10 protein-coding genes are annotated in these 14027 nt (G+C 54.7%); 7 read left to right on the top strand and 3 right to left on the bottom strand.

Annotation, left to right across the window (positions count from 1 at the left end; translation table 11 throughout):
* From GN107_RS11325 to GN107_RS10305, 5 genes are all read left to right on the top strand, one after another.
* Positions 1-1466 (top strand): hypothetical protein (locus tag GN107_RS11325; protein WP_196246640.1); only part of this gene is annotated, 1466 nt, incomplete at its 5' end.
* A gap of 134 nt (positions 1467-1600) precedes the next feature.
* The gene (locus tag GN107_RS10320) at positions 1601-2254 is read left to right on the top strand and encodes an EAL domain-containing protein (protein WP_155287787.1); all 654 of its coding nucleotides are present in this window, start codon (positions 1601-1603) and stop codon (positions 2252-2254) included.
* Positions 2255-2417: 163 nt separating this feature from the next.
* Entirely contained in the window at positions 2418-3482 is a 1065-nt protein-coding gene (locus GN107_RS10315; RefSeq protein WP_155287786.1) for a mandelate racemase/muconate lactonizing enzyme family protein, read from the top strand.
* 44 nt (positions 3483-3526) lie between these two features.
* The gene (locus GN107_RS10310) at positions 3527-5581 is read left to right on the top strand and encodes a CocE/NonD family hydrolase (RefSeq protein WP_155287785.1); all 2055 of its coding nucleotides are present in this window, start codon (positions 3527-3529) and stop codon (positions 5579-5581) included.
* A gap of 9 nt (positions 5582-5590) precedes the next feature.
* On the top strand, positions 5591-7639 hold the full coding sequence (locus GN107_RS10305; RefSeq protein ID WP_155287784.1) for a CocE/NonD family hydrolase: 2049 nt from the start codon (positions 5591-5593) through the stop codon (positions 7637-7639).
* Between the two features lie 89 nt (positions 7640-7728).
* Here GN107_RS10305 and hflX read toward each other — a convergent pair whose 3' ends face one another.
* Both hflX and GN107_RS10295 read right to left on the bottom strand, forming a co-directional pair.
* Complete coding sequence (hflX, locus tag GN107_RS10300) at positions 7729-9021, bottom strand: GTPase HflX (RefSeq protein ID WP_155287783.1); 1293 nt, start codon at positions 9019-9021, stop codon at positions 7729-7731.
* A gap of 277 nt (positions 9022-9298) precedes the next feature.
* Positions 9299-9811 (bottom strand): MarR family winged helix-turn-helix transcriptional regulator, encoded by a 513-nt coding sequence (locus GN107_RS10295; RefSeq protein ID WP_155287782.1) that lies wholly within the window; start codon positions 9809-9811, stop codon positions 9299-9301.
* Between the two features lie 124 nt (positions 9812-9935).
* Between GN107_RS10295 and GN107_RS10290 the strand changes: the two genes are divergently transcribed.
* Together GN107_RS10290 and GN107_RS10285 are read left to right on the top strand one after the other, a co-directional pair.
* A complete protein-coding gene (locus GN107_RS10290; RefSeq protein ID WP_155287781.1) occupies positions 9936-10877 on the top strand; it encodes an ATP-binding cassette domain-containing protein in 942 nt (313 codons plus the stop codon).
* Between the two features lie 14 nt (positions 10878-10891).
* A complete protein-coding gene (locus tag GN107_RS10285) occupies positions 10892-11668 on the top strand; it encodes an ABC transporter permease (RefSeq protein WP_155287780.1) in 777 nt (258 codons plus the stop codon).
* A gap of 106 nt (positions 11669-11774) precedes the next feature.
* On the opposite strand, the gene GN107_RS10280 is transcribed toward GN107_RS10285, so the two are convergent.
* Positions 11775-13433, bottom strand: a complete 1659-nt coding sequence (locus tag GN107_RS10280; RefSeq protein ID WP_155287779.1) for an APC family permease — start codon at positions 13431-13433, stop codon at positions 11775-11777.
* Between the last annotated feature and the right edge of the window lie 594 nt (positions 13434-14027).

The following is a 14027-nucleotide window of genomic DNA, read 5'->3' as shown; positions in this document are numbered from 1 at the left end:
GCGCTCCTCAGGCTGATAAGGCTGAGAGTGGCGACGCGGTATCAGTAAGTCGTGATGATTTCTACGACAAGACCGGGGTCACTAGCGAACTTGGTGCTCCTCAGGCTGATAAGGCTGAGAGTGGCGACGCGGTATCAGTAAGTCGTGATGATTTCTACGACAAGACCGGGATTACTAGCGAGCTTGGCGCACCACAGTCCAGCAAGACGATTTCTGAATCTGGAGATGCAGTATCAGTAACTCCATCTGATTACTATGAAAATAAATCTGCGACCCCTGATTCTGCTTCAGTAGACCAGAAAGATTACTACGAGAACAAGACCGCAGTCGATGGCGGAGTTTCCACGACGCCAGACAACTACTACGAGAACAAGAGCGCAGTCGATGGCGGAGTTTCCACGACGCCAGACAACTACTACGAGAACAAGAGCGCAGTCGATGGCGGAGTTTCCACAACGCCAGACAACTACTACGAGAACAAGAGCGCAGTTGATGGCGGAGTTTCCACGACGCCAGACAACTACTACGAGAACAAGAGCGCGGTCGATGGCGGAGTTTCCACAACGCCAGACAATTACTACAACACCAGCGTAAACGGTGGCGGCAGTGGCAATCCAACAGGCACTGGTTCTACAACCGGCAACCCAACAGGCACTGGCTCCACAACTGGCAACCCAACAGGCACTGGCTCCACAACTGGTAACCCAACAGGCACTGGTTCTACAACCGGCAACCCAACAGGCACTGGCTCCACAACTGGTAATCCAACAGGCACTGGCTCCACAACTGGTGATCCAACAGGCACTCCAGTAGGCGCAGGTACCCCGACAACTACACCAACGGACGGTGGTAACAACACAGGCACAGCCGTTCCTAGTGCACCAGTAGCGACTACCACGACGCCAACCACAGCGCCAGTAGTGCCGGGAATCACGCCAGCAGTAAGTATCACCGCAACGCCAGCTAGCCAGATTCCTGTTCAGCCTGCGAGTGTTCCGACTGATCAGGGCGCATCCACAAGTTCCGCAGCAGATTCAACCGCGGCGACAACTAATGGTTCGCTTGGTAGCCAGATGGCTTCACAACTGACTCAGAACGCGCTTGCTGATGCAATTCAGCCGGCTACAGCCCAGGCGGCTACAGCAGCAGCAGCTGCGGCGGCAACGGCTGATGAGAATGCGGCAACCACCGCGGATATCACTGCCAGTCCAGCCGCGTTGACTGCTGACTTGCAAGTCGCAATTGGTTCTGGTCAGAAGCAGAGCGCAGCAACAATCGTGAACACGGCTGTCAACCCAGATGAGCGGATTGCCGGTGGGTCCAACTCACTTGGCAACGGTCACTTCCGTGGTTTGTTCAACGATCCACAGCGGCAGGCACCGCAATCAGGCTTGAACACGGACGTTGAAGCTTCAATCAACGGTAGTACGACCCACAGCACTAGTCGTGGCGGCCTGTTCGCATAAGTTCAACATTTAATGAAACTTTTCTTGCAAATGCCCTGACAACGTGTAAAATGTGTATGAATATGCAGAGACCGCGTGCAGATTGCACGCGGTTTTTGTTTTGACACGGGGCAAATCATTAGGGGGAAACAAGTTTGATATCGTATACGTATTTTTCACAGGCAATCGTGCAGATTGACACCCAGCAAGTGATTCGGCACGAATTGTTACTGCGTATGTGGGATGCCGAGCGCAATGAGTGGCGCCTGCCAGACAATTTTGAAATCACTGTCAAAATGCAGATCAAACTGCTGAAGCGGGCCCTCAAGCGCCTGACCGTGAAGAACGTGAACATTAACCTCACCCCGGCTCAGTTTGCAGATGTCAACACGGCCACCCAGTTGGTTGATTTCGTCGCTACTCAGCCAGATTTGGAGCAGTTGACCGTTGAACTGACCGCCGCACCAACCTTGGAGCAGGTCCAGACGATTGGTGCTCAGTACCATGCTGGTGGTATCAAGATTGCAATCGATGACGTTGGTTCTGATATCGACGATTACGACTTGGTTGAGCAGCTGATTCCGTACGTTGACGGAATCAAGTTTGCGCTCGAGAACATGCGCGCGCTCGGCCTCATGGATGGGCTGGAAGACAACATCGCTAAGTGGAGCAACCTGGCCAAGAAGCACAACACTTCCTTCACATTTGAGGGAATCGAAAGCTTCGCCGACTTACAACTGGCGAAGAAGTTTGATGTTGACCAGGCACAAGGATTCTACTTCAGTCGCCCGGCCGAACCGGCAAAATAAAACTAAAGATGCACAACGACCCGGATACGGGTGCCGACTGGAAATGCAGTAGGCACGCGGTCCGGGTCTTTTTGTGCGGTCATGGTTAAATTTTGCGAATCAGCTTGAAATGATACCGGAATTAAGATAATAATAGATTAATTAGAAAGTGGGGAAAATACATATGCAAATCACAAAGATTGAGACCTTCAAACAAGCAGTGACACTTAAGAAGCCCTTCACGGTGTCCTTTGCCACCCTGCAGGAACTGGAGACAATTATTGTGAAGGTGACAACGGACAGCGGTATCGTCGGCTATGGGGAGGCAGCGCCATTTGAACCCGTCACTGCGGAGAGTATCGCTACCGAGTTACCAGTGCTCCAGCTGTTTGCGGAGAAGTTGAAGGGGGCTGATCCGTGCAGCATTGAAGACATCCACGCGCGCATGGACCAGGTGATTCTGGGCCACACCGCGGCCAAGGCCGGCATTGATATCGCCTGCTACGACATTCTTGGTAAGCAGGCCGGGCTCCCTCTGTACAAGTTGCTGGGTGGCAGTAGCAACTCCATTGAAAGTGACTACACGCTCGGCATCGACAGCACGGACAAGATGGTTGCGGAGGCTAAAAAGTACGTCGCCGCCGGATTTAAGATTCTCAAGGTCAAGGTGGGGCTTGATGACCGCCATGACGTGGAAGTAGTGCGGGCGATTCGGCAGGCGGTGGGCCCAGACGTTGAGCTGCGCATTGACGCGAACCAGGCCTGGACGCCGAAGCAGACCATTCGCCTTATGCGGCAGTTTAGCGACATGGTCAGTGCGGTGGAACAGCCGCTGTCCGCCGAGCGTGGTGATGGGCTGCCCTTTGTCCGCGCCCATGTTGAGCAACCGGTGATGGCAGACGAGAGTGTCCACAACGCTTTTGACGCCTACAAGTTGCTCGCGGCTGAAGGTGCGGACATCGTGAACATCAAGCTGCAAAAATCGAGCGGCTTGTATGGCGCCCAGCAGATTAATGCGGTCGCGGAGGCGGCAGGTGCGCCGGTCATGCTCGGCTGCATGGTCGAAACGCGGATCAGTTTGACCGCCGCGGTGCATTTTGTGGCCGCCCACCGCAACGCCCGTTACGCCGATTTGGATGCGTTCATGGACTTCAAGGAACCAAGCTGGCTGCGTGGCGGCTTCACGCAGGATGGCGGGACCTACACGCTGACGGATGCGCCCGGACTGGGTATTGAGTGTGATTTGTAACATGTGACGAAGGGGGATACCCGCGTTGGCGGGATACATAAATCATGACAAAATGGCGCTTATATATTAGTGGAATGCAGCTGGCAGAATTCACGCAAAATGGGCAGGACCTCCAGCAGCGCCCGGCCGGAACTGGTGCTTTTACGGAGCTTGATGCACAGGGGGCACAAAAATGGGCCGCGCAGATGCACTTCAACCCCCTGACCACACTCCGGCAGTGGGCGGATGTGCGAGTCAGTGCTGATGCTGGTAAGTTCACGACGCCGTGGGGCAAGGAATACGAGCAAGTGAGCGAGTTCTACTGGATCAATCGCAATGCCCGCCCCGCGCTGGACATTGTCGTTGCCGGTGCGCAGGTCGTGGGCTTCCAGCTCACCACCTCAAGTGTGACCGTGGTGCTCGTTGTTGCTGGTTATGAGGACAATACTGTCATTCGGCAGTGGCGCGCGGCCAAAATGGTGCACGCACCGTGGCCGATCAGCGCCCCGCTGAACGTCCAGGTGCCGATGCGCGATGGCGTCATGCTGGGTACAACGGTAATTTTGCCGGCGGATACTGACGGACCCTTTAGCATCGTTATGGAGCGGACGCCGTATGACCGACGCCGGCTCATTCCGGGCATGCAGCGTTTCGTGCAGCGCGGCTACGCAGTCGTGTTGCAGGATGTGCGCGGCCGCTCTGGTTCTGAAGGCGAGTGGGTGCCGATGAAGCACGAACGCGACGACGGTGCCGACACTTTGAACTGGATTGCCCAGCAGCCCTGGAGTAACGGCCGCGTGGGCATGATTGGCGGCTCATACGATGGTTACGTGCAGTGGGCGGCCGCGGCTAGTGGCAATCCGCACCTCAAGGCCATCGTCAGCATGGTGACCGCTGGCGGGCCCTTCACGGACATTTTGTACCGCAAGGGGATGCCGATGGCGGGACTGGCGGCGTGGTTCTTCGCGGTTTCTTCGCGCGAGTTCACACCGCAGCGCATGGTGCGCGATGATTGGGACGAGCTGCTCAAGGTGCGGCCGCTGAGCAAGATTCCGGAGGCCGCGCTCGGTCACGACATTCCGGGGTACACGGAATTGCTGCAACACCAGCAGTACGATGATTATCTCGCGGACTTTGACTGGCAGAATTTTACCGACAAAATTACCGTGCCGGCATTCATCCAGAGCGGTTGGTACGACGATGACGCGGTCGGCACCACCGAGGCGATGCGCGTGACCGCGGACTACCAGAAGGGCCAACGCAAAATTGTGCTCGGACCTTGGCTGCACGGTGGTAATGCGCAGTACGACCTCGGCGACATTCACCTGAGTCCGGCCGCGGTTCGCCACGACATGGACCTGCAGCACATGCGCTGGTTCGACCACTTCCTGAACGACCTCGACAATGGCATCACGGCTGAGGACCCAGTTGAGTATTACACGATGAACGACGGCCGCTGGCACACTGCAGACCATTTTGAGGACGCTAACGGGCGGACGCAGTGGTTCCTGGATGCGCAGGACCAGAGCTTTAAGCAGACGGTGCCCGCTGCTGCTAGCCAGAAGTATGACTATGACCCGGCGCAGCCAACGCCACAGCTCGTTGATGTTTCCAGCAACGAGTTTGCCTTTCCGAATGATTACGCGCAGGTTGAGGCGGGGTCAGATGTAGTCAGCTTCACAACGGAACCATTGACCACGCCGCTGACCATCACCGGCTGGTTCAAGGTTCACTTCTTTGCGCGCAGCTCGGCCGTGGACACAGACTGGGTCGTGCGGCTGACGGACGTGACGCCTGACGGTAAGTCACTGAGTATTGTGGACGGGATGCTGAACGCCAAGGCTCGCAGCAATTGGCGCAACAAGGAATTACTGACGCCGGGGCAGATTTACGAATATGACTTGGAAACGCAAAAGACTTCTTACATGCTCGAAGTCGGCCACCGCCTGCGCTTAGATTTTTGCAGTGCCGCTGCGAACCTCGTATTTCCGAACAGCAACACCGCGGCGGGGGCGAACAGCCTGGATGGGGTCGTTGCGCACCAGGAGATCCTGACTGGTGGGGACTACCCGTCTGCGATCAGTTTCTACAAAGACACGCGCTTTAGGGTCGAGCCTTAGGAGGCAGTGATGACGGAGTTTATTTTCTACCAGAGTGGACTTGAGTTCGGGCGCTTCCGGGTTAGCTCCACTGGTCAAGAGTACCGGTGGCTGGACGCCCCGAATTACCAGTCCTTTGATGCAACCGCGAGTCAGGCATTGAGTGGCTACAGTTGCTTTGACATCCACCAAGTTTTGGCGTGGTGGCAGCAAGACCGTTTTGCGGGCCGCAGTCAGGGCAAGCGTTTCATCACCGACTTCGGCTACGAATATGAGCGCAAGGATGCGCATTACTGGGTCAACCGGGGGCGTAAGTTCGCCTTGGATCTGATCAAGGTGGGCGGCAAAATTGTCGGCTTTCAAACGGCGCAGCGCAACCTTGTGACCGTGTTCGTGCAACCGGGGTATGAGCAGTACACGGCGCTGCAAGCCTGGCGTGATGCCGGCTACAACCTGCAGCGGCAGCCATTTGGCCCGGTGCAGACTGTGCGCGTGCCGATGCGTGATGATGTGGAATTATCTGCGACCTTGTTACTGCCCGCGGGTGCTGGTCCCTTCAGTACCATCATGGAACGGACCCCATACGGCAAGGAGACTTACATTCCGCAGTACCAACATTACGTTGCGCGCGGCTTTGCGGTCCTCCTTGAGGACGTCCGGGGTCGCGGTGATTCCGCGGGCGAATGGGTGCCGATGGTGCATGAACAGGACGACGGGGACGACACACTGAACTGGATCGCCGCGCAGTCGTGGAGCAATGGTAAGGTGGGAATGTCTGGCGGCTCGTACGGTGGCTACGTGCAGTGGGCGGCCGCCGCAAGCGGTAATCAGCACCTAGCCGCAATCGTCAGCATGGTGACTGCGGGTGGCCCGTTCACCGATACTTATTACCGCACGGGCGCGCCATTTATGGCCCAAGCCGCCTGGTCCTTTGCAACGGACACTCGGCATTTCGACAAAAGCCTAACCGACCGCGACGACTGGGACCAGTTGATGCAAGTGCGGCCGCTGTGGCGAATGCCGGTCGTGGGACTGGGGCACGAGATTCCTGGCTTCACCAAGTTCATGCAGCACAACCGCTACGATGACTTCATCGAACAAGGCGACTGGTACGCGCGCCGGGCCAACATCACCGTACCCGCACTGATTCAGAGTGGCTGGTACGACGATGACGGTATCGGCACGACCGAGGCCATTGCTGCTACCAATGATTATCCGCGGGGGCAGCGGCGCATCATCCTCGGTCCGTGGCTGCACGGCGGCAACACGGAGTATGACCTCGGGCCAACGCAGCTAGGCAGCAATGCGTTACGTCACGACATCGATTTGCTGCACCAACAGTGGTTTGATCACTTTTTGAATGGAGTCGACAACGGGGTGAATACTGGTGCGCCGGTTGAGTACTACACGGTGGGCGAGAATGCTTGGCACACGGCGGAGACTTTCCCGCCGGCCGGCACGACGCGGCAGTTCTATCTGGATGTGCAGACGAATGGCCTGCAGCCAAAAGCACCGCAAGTTGCGGGGCAGCTGCAGTATCAACATGATCCGCAGAATCCCGTTCCCAAGCTGATTTCCGTGACTAACAACGAGTTTGAATTTCCAGCTGATTACGCGCAGGTAGAGCAGCGACCGGATGTGGTCAGTTTTACCAGCGCAGCACTGGTCACGCCGCTGCGTATCGTTGGCCAGGTGCAGCTGGATCTGTTCGCCAGTTCCTCCGCAGTTGATTGCGATTGGGACGTGCGCATTTTGGACGTGACTCCGGATGGCAAGTCGGTTTCCATCGTTGAGGGCTGCATGAACGCCAAGTTCCGCGACTCATTACGGAACCCGGAGTTATTGGTTCCGGGTAAAATCTACGCGTTCACACTCAAAACGCAGAAGACGTCTTACCAACTGCCGGCTGGTCACAAGCTGCGCGTGGATATTCAGAGCTCTGCGGCGGGCTTCATCTTCCCGAACGGCGGAACTGCGGCTGGTTTCGATACTAAGGAGCAGGTGGTTGCGACACAGACGGTTTACACTGGCGGAAAGCAGCCAACGCGGATTCAGTTTATTAGTGACGCTGCGAACTAAAAAATGAAAATAGAGTATAAGAAAAGGGCGGCGAGTCGTGTAAACTCGCCGCCCTTTGTGGTGGTTTTAAAACCAGCAGTTGTTAATTTTTATTCTTGCACGTACTTCACGAACTTGTCCGCGTTGGCCTTGCTCATCGTAGCCTCAATGAGGGTGCCATCTTCGGTGTAGTCGGTCTTCTCGACTTTGGCGATGCTGTTGATTGAGTTAACAACAGACCCATCTGTGAACGGAACCATGTACGTAGCAGTCACGGAGTCCGCAAAGATGCGGGCTTCGATCATGTCGGCCAGTTTGCGCAGGGAATCGTGATCGCGCGCGGAGTAAACCAGCTGGTCGCCAGATTCTTCAGGGTAGTGCGTGTTGTCTTCGCGCATGTCCGCCTTGTTGAAGCCGATGATCATCGGGATATCGGTGATGCCGATATCCTTCAGGGTGTCCTCGGTGACCTTCATCATTTCACGGTAGTGCGGGTCGGCGTAGTCAACGACCTGAATTAGCAGGTCGGCGTTCTTCGCTTCGGCCAGGGTGGCCTTGAAGGAGTCAATCAGCTTGGTAGGCAGCTTGCCGACGAAGCCGACCGTGTCGCTGAGCAGGAACTGGCGGTTGCCCGGCAGTTCGATGCGGCGCACGGAGGTGTCGAGGGTGGCGAAGAGCATGTCCTTTTCGAAGACCTGTTTTTCGTCGGGCTTTTCAGCGTAGAGCTGCAAAAGGCCGTTCATGGTCGTGGACTTGCCGGCGTTGGTGTAGCCAACTAGGGCAACGGTGGGGATATCACTTTCGGAACGCAGGGCGCTGCGGGTTTGCTCGCTGGCCTCCACGTCTTCAAGGTCGTGCTTCAGGTGACTGATGCGCTTGGACAGGACTCGCTTGTCCATTTCCAGCTTGGTTTCACCAGAACCACGGTTGGCCAGGGCAGCACCACCACCAGAAGCGCTCCCGCCGCCTTGCTGGTCTAAGCCGGCACTGCGGTTGCGCAGCCGGGGCAGGGAGTAACGCAGCTGGGCGATTTCGACCTGCATTTTGGCCTGTTTCGAGCGGGCGCGGTCACCGAAGATGTCCAGAATCAGCTGGGTGCGGTCGACGACGCGTACGCCCATGGCCTTTTCCAGGTTGCGCAGCTGGCTTGGGGTCAGCTCGTCGTTAACAATCACGACGGTGGCATCCTGCATGCGGGCGGTTTCCTTGATTTCTTCAACCTTACCCTTACCGAAGTAGGTAGCACCGGCCGGGAAGTCCGCCTTCTGGGTGACCTTGCCGACGATGTTGTAACCACCAGCCTTGGCAAGTTCATTGAGTTCGGTCATGGTGTAATCAAAATTCTCTTGGCGCTTGGTAATACCGGTAATTAACGCGTTAATTTGTACATATGTTTCAGGCATCGCAATTCCTCCATACATGTTTATGACTGAGCGGTGCGCTGTGTCCGCGCAAATTTTGCGTAAACAAAAAGAGGCTACGTGTAGCCCCCGGTGCTCTTAGAAGATGGCACGTGATCGCTGACAGCGCACAGTTAATGCTATTCAATTGCATTGGCGTTGCGTGAGCGTAAGCGCATGACCATCATTCCTCCGTTCCTATCAGATGTATCCATTATAACACAGGCGGGATTGAGGACATAATGTGTGGCCTAGTTCCGGCTTGTCTTAGTGACTGCGGTTATTGCTGCTGCTTGAATTGTTTGAGGTAGCGGCTTGCGAATAGCTTGTGGAACTTAACCCCAAGCGTTGGGTTCGCGGAATCAATGTCCTGGTACATCGCCGTGGTGATCTTGGTCAGCAGGTTTGCTAGCTGTTCCAGCTCGTCATCAGAAAGCACGCGCACGAATGGGGGCACCTCTTGGGTGGCGGTGGCGATTTCCGCACTGCCAGCTGGGGTCAGATTGACGATGTTCACGCGGCGGTCCTCGGCCGATTTGCTGAGCGTCACTAGCTTCCGCTTCAGTAACTTGGTGACAAACTCACTCGTTGACTGGGGCGACATACCCAGACGCGTGGCCAGCTCCTTTTGGGAGAGGTGGTCCTCGTCGGATAATGCCAGCAGGATTTTGCCTTGGCCCTCAACTGTCAGCCGCGGGCGGGCATTCTTAACGATGTCGTCGTAGATTTTGCTCAGTTGTTCGTACTCCGCCAACTTGCCGGCCGCGATTTCCGCTTTGACTTCATTTGCCACTACTATCACCTTATCCGTCGTTTTCTCCAGTATACAACAATCCTGAATATGGCAGTTGACAAATTAATCAGGGACCCTTATTATAATTTAGTCAGGTAACCTGATTAAATAGTGGAGGCTAATTATGAGTGACAATAAAATTATTCAAGTGCGGAATTTACAGAAGTGCTTCGGGGACCAACTAGCGGTTAAGGATGTGTCTTTCGATATTAAGCGCGGCGAGATATTCGGCTTGCTGGGACCAAACGGAGCTGGCAAGACCACCATTATCAAAATGATGACAACATTATCGAAGCAAGATGCGGGCAAAATTACCGTGAACGGTTTTGACACCAGGACGCAAGGGCGCTTAGCCAGGACACAATTTAGCGTCACGGGTCAAACGGCGACAATTGATCAGGATCTGAGCGCGCGGGAAAACTTAATGATTTTCGGACGCTTGAATGGTCTGAACCGTCAGGATGCCCGGGACCGGGCTAGTGAATTGTTAACGGATTTCGACTTGGTCAACTCGGCAGATCAGGCCCTTGCTACCTTTTCGGGCGGCATGCGGCGGCGCTTGGACTTGGCGGCGAGTTTGATCAGCAAGCCCGCCGTTTTGTTCTTGGATGAACCCACTACTGGCTTGGATCCGCGGACCCGCACGCAAATGTGGCAGGCAATTCGAAAATTGGTCGCTAACGGAACAACAGTTTTACTGACGACCCAGTATCTCGAAGAGGCGGAACAATTAGCCGACCGCATCGCCTTGATCGACCACGGTAAGTTAGTTGCGCTGGGGACACCGGCCGAGCTCGAGCGGCGCGTTGGCGGGATGCAATTGCGGATCGAACTTTCTGAGCCGCGGCAGCTTGCTGAAGCGCAGGTCATCGTCCAGGGGGCTTTGCAGCTGCCAGTGCACGCAGATGCGCGTAAGCTGACCGTGCTATTAACCGCTGACCACGTGCCGGCAACCGCACGGATTTTGGACCAACTGCAGACTGCTGACATAGCGGTCAATCAGTTTGCGCTTGAAACCCCATCACTGGATGATGTCTTCTTGAAAATGACGGTCGGCAAAAATTAGGAGGGGATTCATTCATGAAAGTAGCCACAACTCAGAACAACGTTATTAGCAATATCTGCACCATGACGTACCGCAACTTGCTCAAGACACTGCACAATCCGGATAATTTTAGTGATGTCATTATGGAACCGGTGATTTTCACCTTACTGTTTGGCTTTCTATTTGGCGGCGCGATTGCGGGCAGCGTGCACGCCTACCTGCCAATTTTGGTACCGGGAATCCTGATTCAAAGTATTTTGAATGCCGCTTCGGGTTCCGGACAACAATTGCGCGAGGATATTAACGGTGGTGTCTTTGACCGCTTCAAGACACTGCCAATTGCATCGATTGTGTCGCTTGCTGGGCAATTATTTGGGGATGTGCTCCGGTTACTGTTGTCGGGGATGATGGCATTAGTGACCGCAACGCTCATGGGCTGGCGGCCAACAGTTAGCCTGCCAATGTTGGGCGTAGCGCTGCTGCTGGCGCTATTCATTGGCTGGTCAGCTGCCTGGATTTTTGCCCTCGTTGGTTTGCTGGTCAAAAATGCCGAGCTCATCGGCAGCCTGTCGATGATCATTATCTTGGTGCTGACCTTCCTTTCGAACGCGTTCGTGCCAACGAAGACCCTGCCACTTTTTTTACAGAAGGTCGTTGCAATTAACCCCGTTAGCTTTGCAGTCACCGCGATCAGGTCGATTCTGACCACTGGTAATTGGGGCGTTGCTGCTACCCTAACGCTGGTAAGCGGCGTGCTGATTACCGTGGTGTTTATGGGCTTGAGTATTCTCGTTTACCGGCGGCGCGCCTAGAACGCCTTAGTTCAATCAGCGTAAACAAATAGCGTCCGGACAACCATCAGTGGTGATGGCAGCCCGGACGCTATTCATTTTTAGACCAGAAGTATTTCCCGGGTGATTAGTATTCCTCGAGAATTTGCTGGCGGCCGTTGCGGGTTGCGCCCCAGACGATGGCGGCGATAATCGTATCAACGACAATGATGATGATCCAGCGGCCAACACCCATGGATGCGGGCACGATGGAGTTGTGCAGGCCCCAGGTAACGAGGACGAGCAGGAAGACTTCGGTGATGGCGGTGAAGAAGTACCAGGTTGGCTTGTTGAAGGCCAGACCGTTACTGCTTTCGCGCTGGCGACTAGCAATCCATGGCATCAAGAAACCGAGGATGATCATCATGGCGGTGACCCCGATGTTCATGAAGATTTCCATGGTCCACTTGGTCGTCCCGAGGCTGGCGTCAACGGGGAAGAAGCCGAGGATGGCCAGAACGGCGGTGATGCCGAACATCCACCAACCGACCGTTAGACCGGCCCAGCGGTGTTTCAGGTAGACGTAATTGCCGCCCTTGAACTTATCGTTGTGCTTGCGGACCATGATGTAGGCCCAGAAGAGGAATAGGGTGCTGGCTGGGGAAACAATTCCGTTCAAGTTCAGCAGCCAGTTAAAGATATCGTTGATCTGCGGCAGCATCCCGGCCAGTGCCATGATGGCGGCACAGAGGATGGTGGTCAGCCAGTAACCGTTGATCGGCAGACCTTCTTGCGTGATTTTGGTCAGCTGGCGCGGCATGTAGCGCTTGGCCACGTCACCCAGGAAGATTCGGGTCGAAGCGTCCAAAATGACAGCCAGTTGGGCGAGCATGTAGACCCCCTGCACGACGGCGAAGACGTACATCAGGGTGTTACCCATGCCGTATTGCCGGCCGATTGCCTGGAAGGCGTAGTAGGAACCGTTCATCTTCAGGTCATTCGGCAGGTGGTGGGCGTTAAAGTAAACCCCCAGGGAGAAGGTCCCGAACAGCGTCAGGAACATGGTCATGACGGCGATCATTTTGAGGGCCTTAGGAAAATCACGGGACGGGTGCTTCATGTCCTTAGTATATGGCGCGGCCAGTTCGGAGCCGTTCATCGCGAAGACGAAGAGCCCGAACGCGGCGAGGAAGTGCATGTCGATTTTTTTCGGAAGGAAGCTACCGAAGTTGAAGGGGTGCGTTGCAATCGGGTTACCATGGGCGAGGCCGGCAAAAGTCATGATGACAAAGAGCACGGTCATGATAAACATCGCACCCCCACCGAGGGTACTCATGATTTCGAGGGACTTGTTCTTGAAGAAGTGCTGCAGCCAGATGAAGGCAACAAAAATAAAGGCGGTAGTCAGCCCGAACCATGCGTTCCCGAGGTGTGACTGAATGTCACCGTTCCCGCTGAGAATCCAGCCGAGGGAGATGACTACTGAGTTGGCGACATCAACTACGTATGGTAGGCCGGTGATCCAGTAGAACCAGGAGGCAAAGTAACCGACCCGGTCACCGTTTGTTGCGCGCATCCAGGAGGTGACCCCGCCGCCGCGCTTGTCGAACTGGGAACCCATGTGGGCAACAATTAGGTTGTAGGGGATGACGTACAGGAAGGTCATCAGGACCCAGCTGAAGACCGCAACTAAACCTTGGTTCTGGAAGTTATAGATGATGTCGTCGAAACCGATGACGGTCACGAAGTCCATGAGGCCGACGACCATCCACGGAATGTATTGCTTATTTTGTTTTGAATCAGCCATGCTTATTTATCCTCTCTTGTTCAGCAACGAAAAATTAGTTTTCATTGCCCACAAGGCGGCTTGTTGTGCATTGTTTCACGCAAAATTTCTCCTCCAAAGAGTTAATGGTTTCAGAAAATTATACCAAAGTTTACAACTAATTACTCACAAATATGCTAGTCGCACTCGAAATAGCGTGCCGGTGGTAGTCGTTGGGCCTATTTTCATTTTGGCACTGATTGCAGCCACTAATTCTGAAAACGGCTAATCTGAAGTTAATTCACAAGGGGACTGTTTGAACCATCTCTGTGCGATTGATACAGAAATGCAAAAATCGTTCGCAATTTGTGCAAGAAGATGCAGCTAGTATGCGGGCTCGAAGCTGGTGCAAGGAAAAATATTTTGCAAAATACGAACTATTGCTGAAATGGCATTTTTGCAATTGCACGCAAATGTGGCCCTATTGCACCTTGCTCAGGGTTTACAGATGGTTTTCCAATCATGGTGGTGAGCTTAAAGATGTCACCCATATCTAGGGGCGGTCTAGACAGGTTTCGCTGATTTGACCACAATATCTAGTAGAGACTTAAATTAAAAAATTAGATAAAATTCTCA

The sequence above is a fragment of the Lacticaseibacillus zhaodongensis genome, from assembly GCF_009687905.1.
Taxonomy (GTDB): Bacteria; Bacillota; Bacilli; order Lactobacillales; family Lactobacillaceae; genus Lacticaseibacillus; species Lacticaseibacillus zhaodongensis.
The sequence above is the reverse complement of the archived record's forward strand: the minus strand, read 5'-3'. Positions and strand labels throughout refer to the sequence as shown.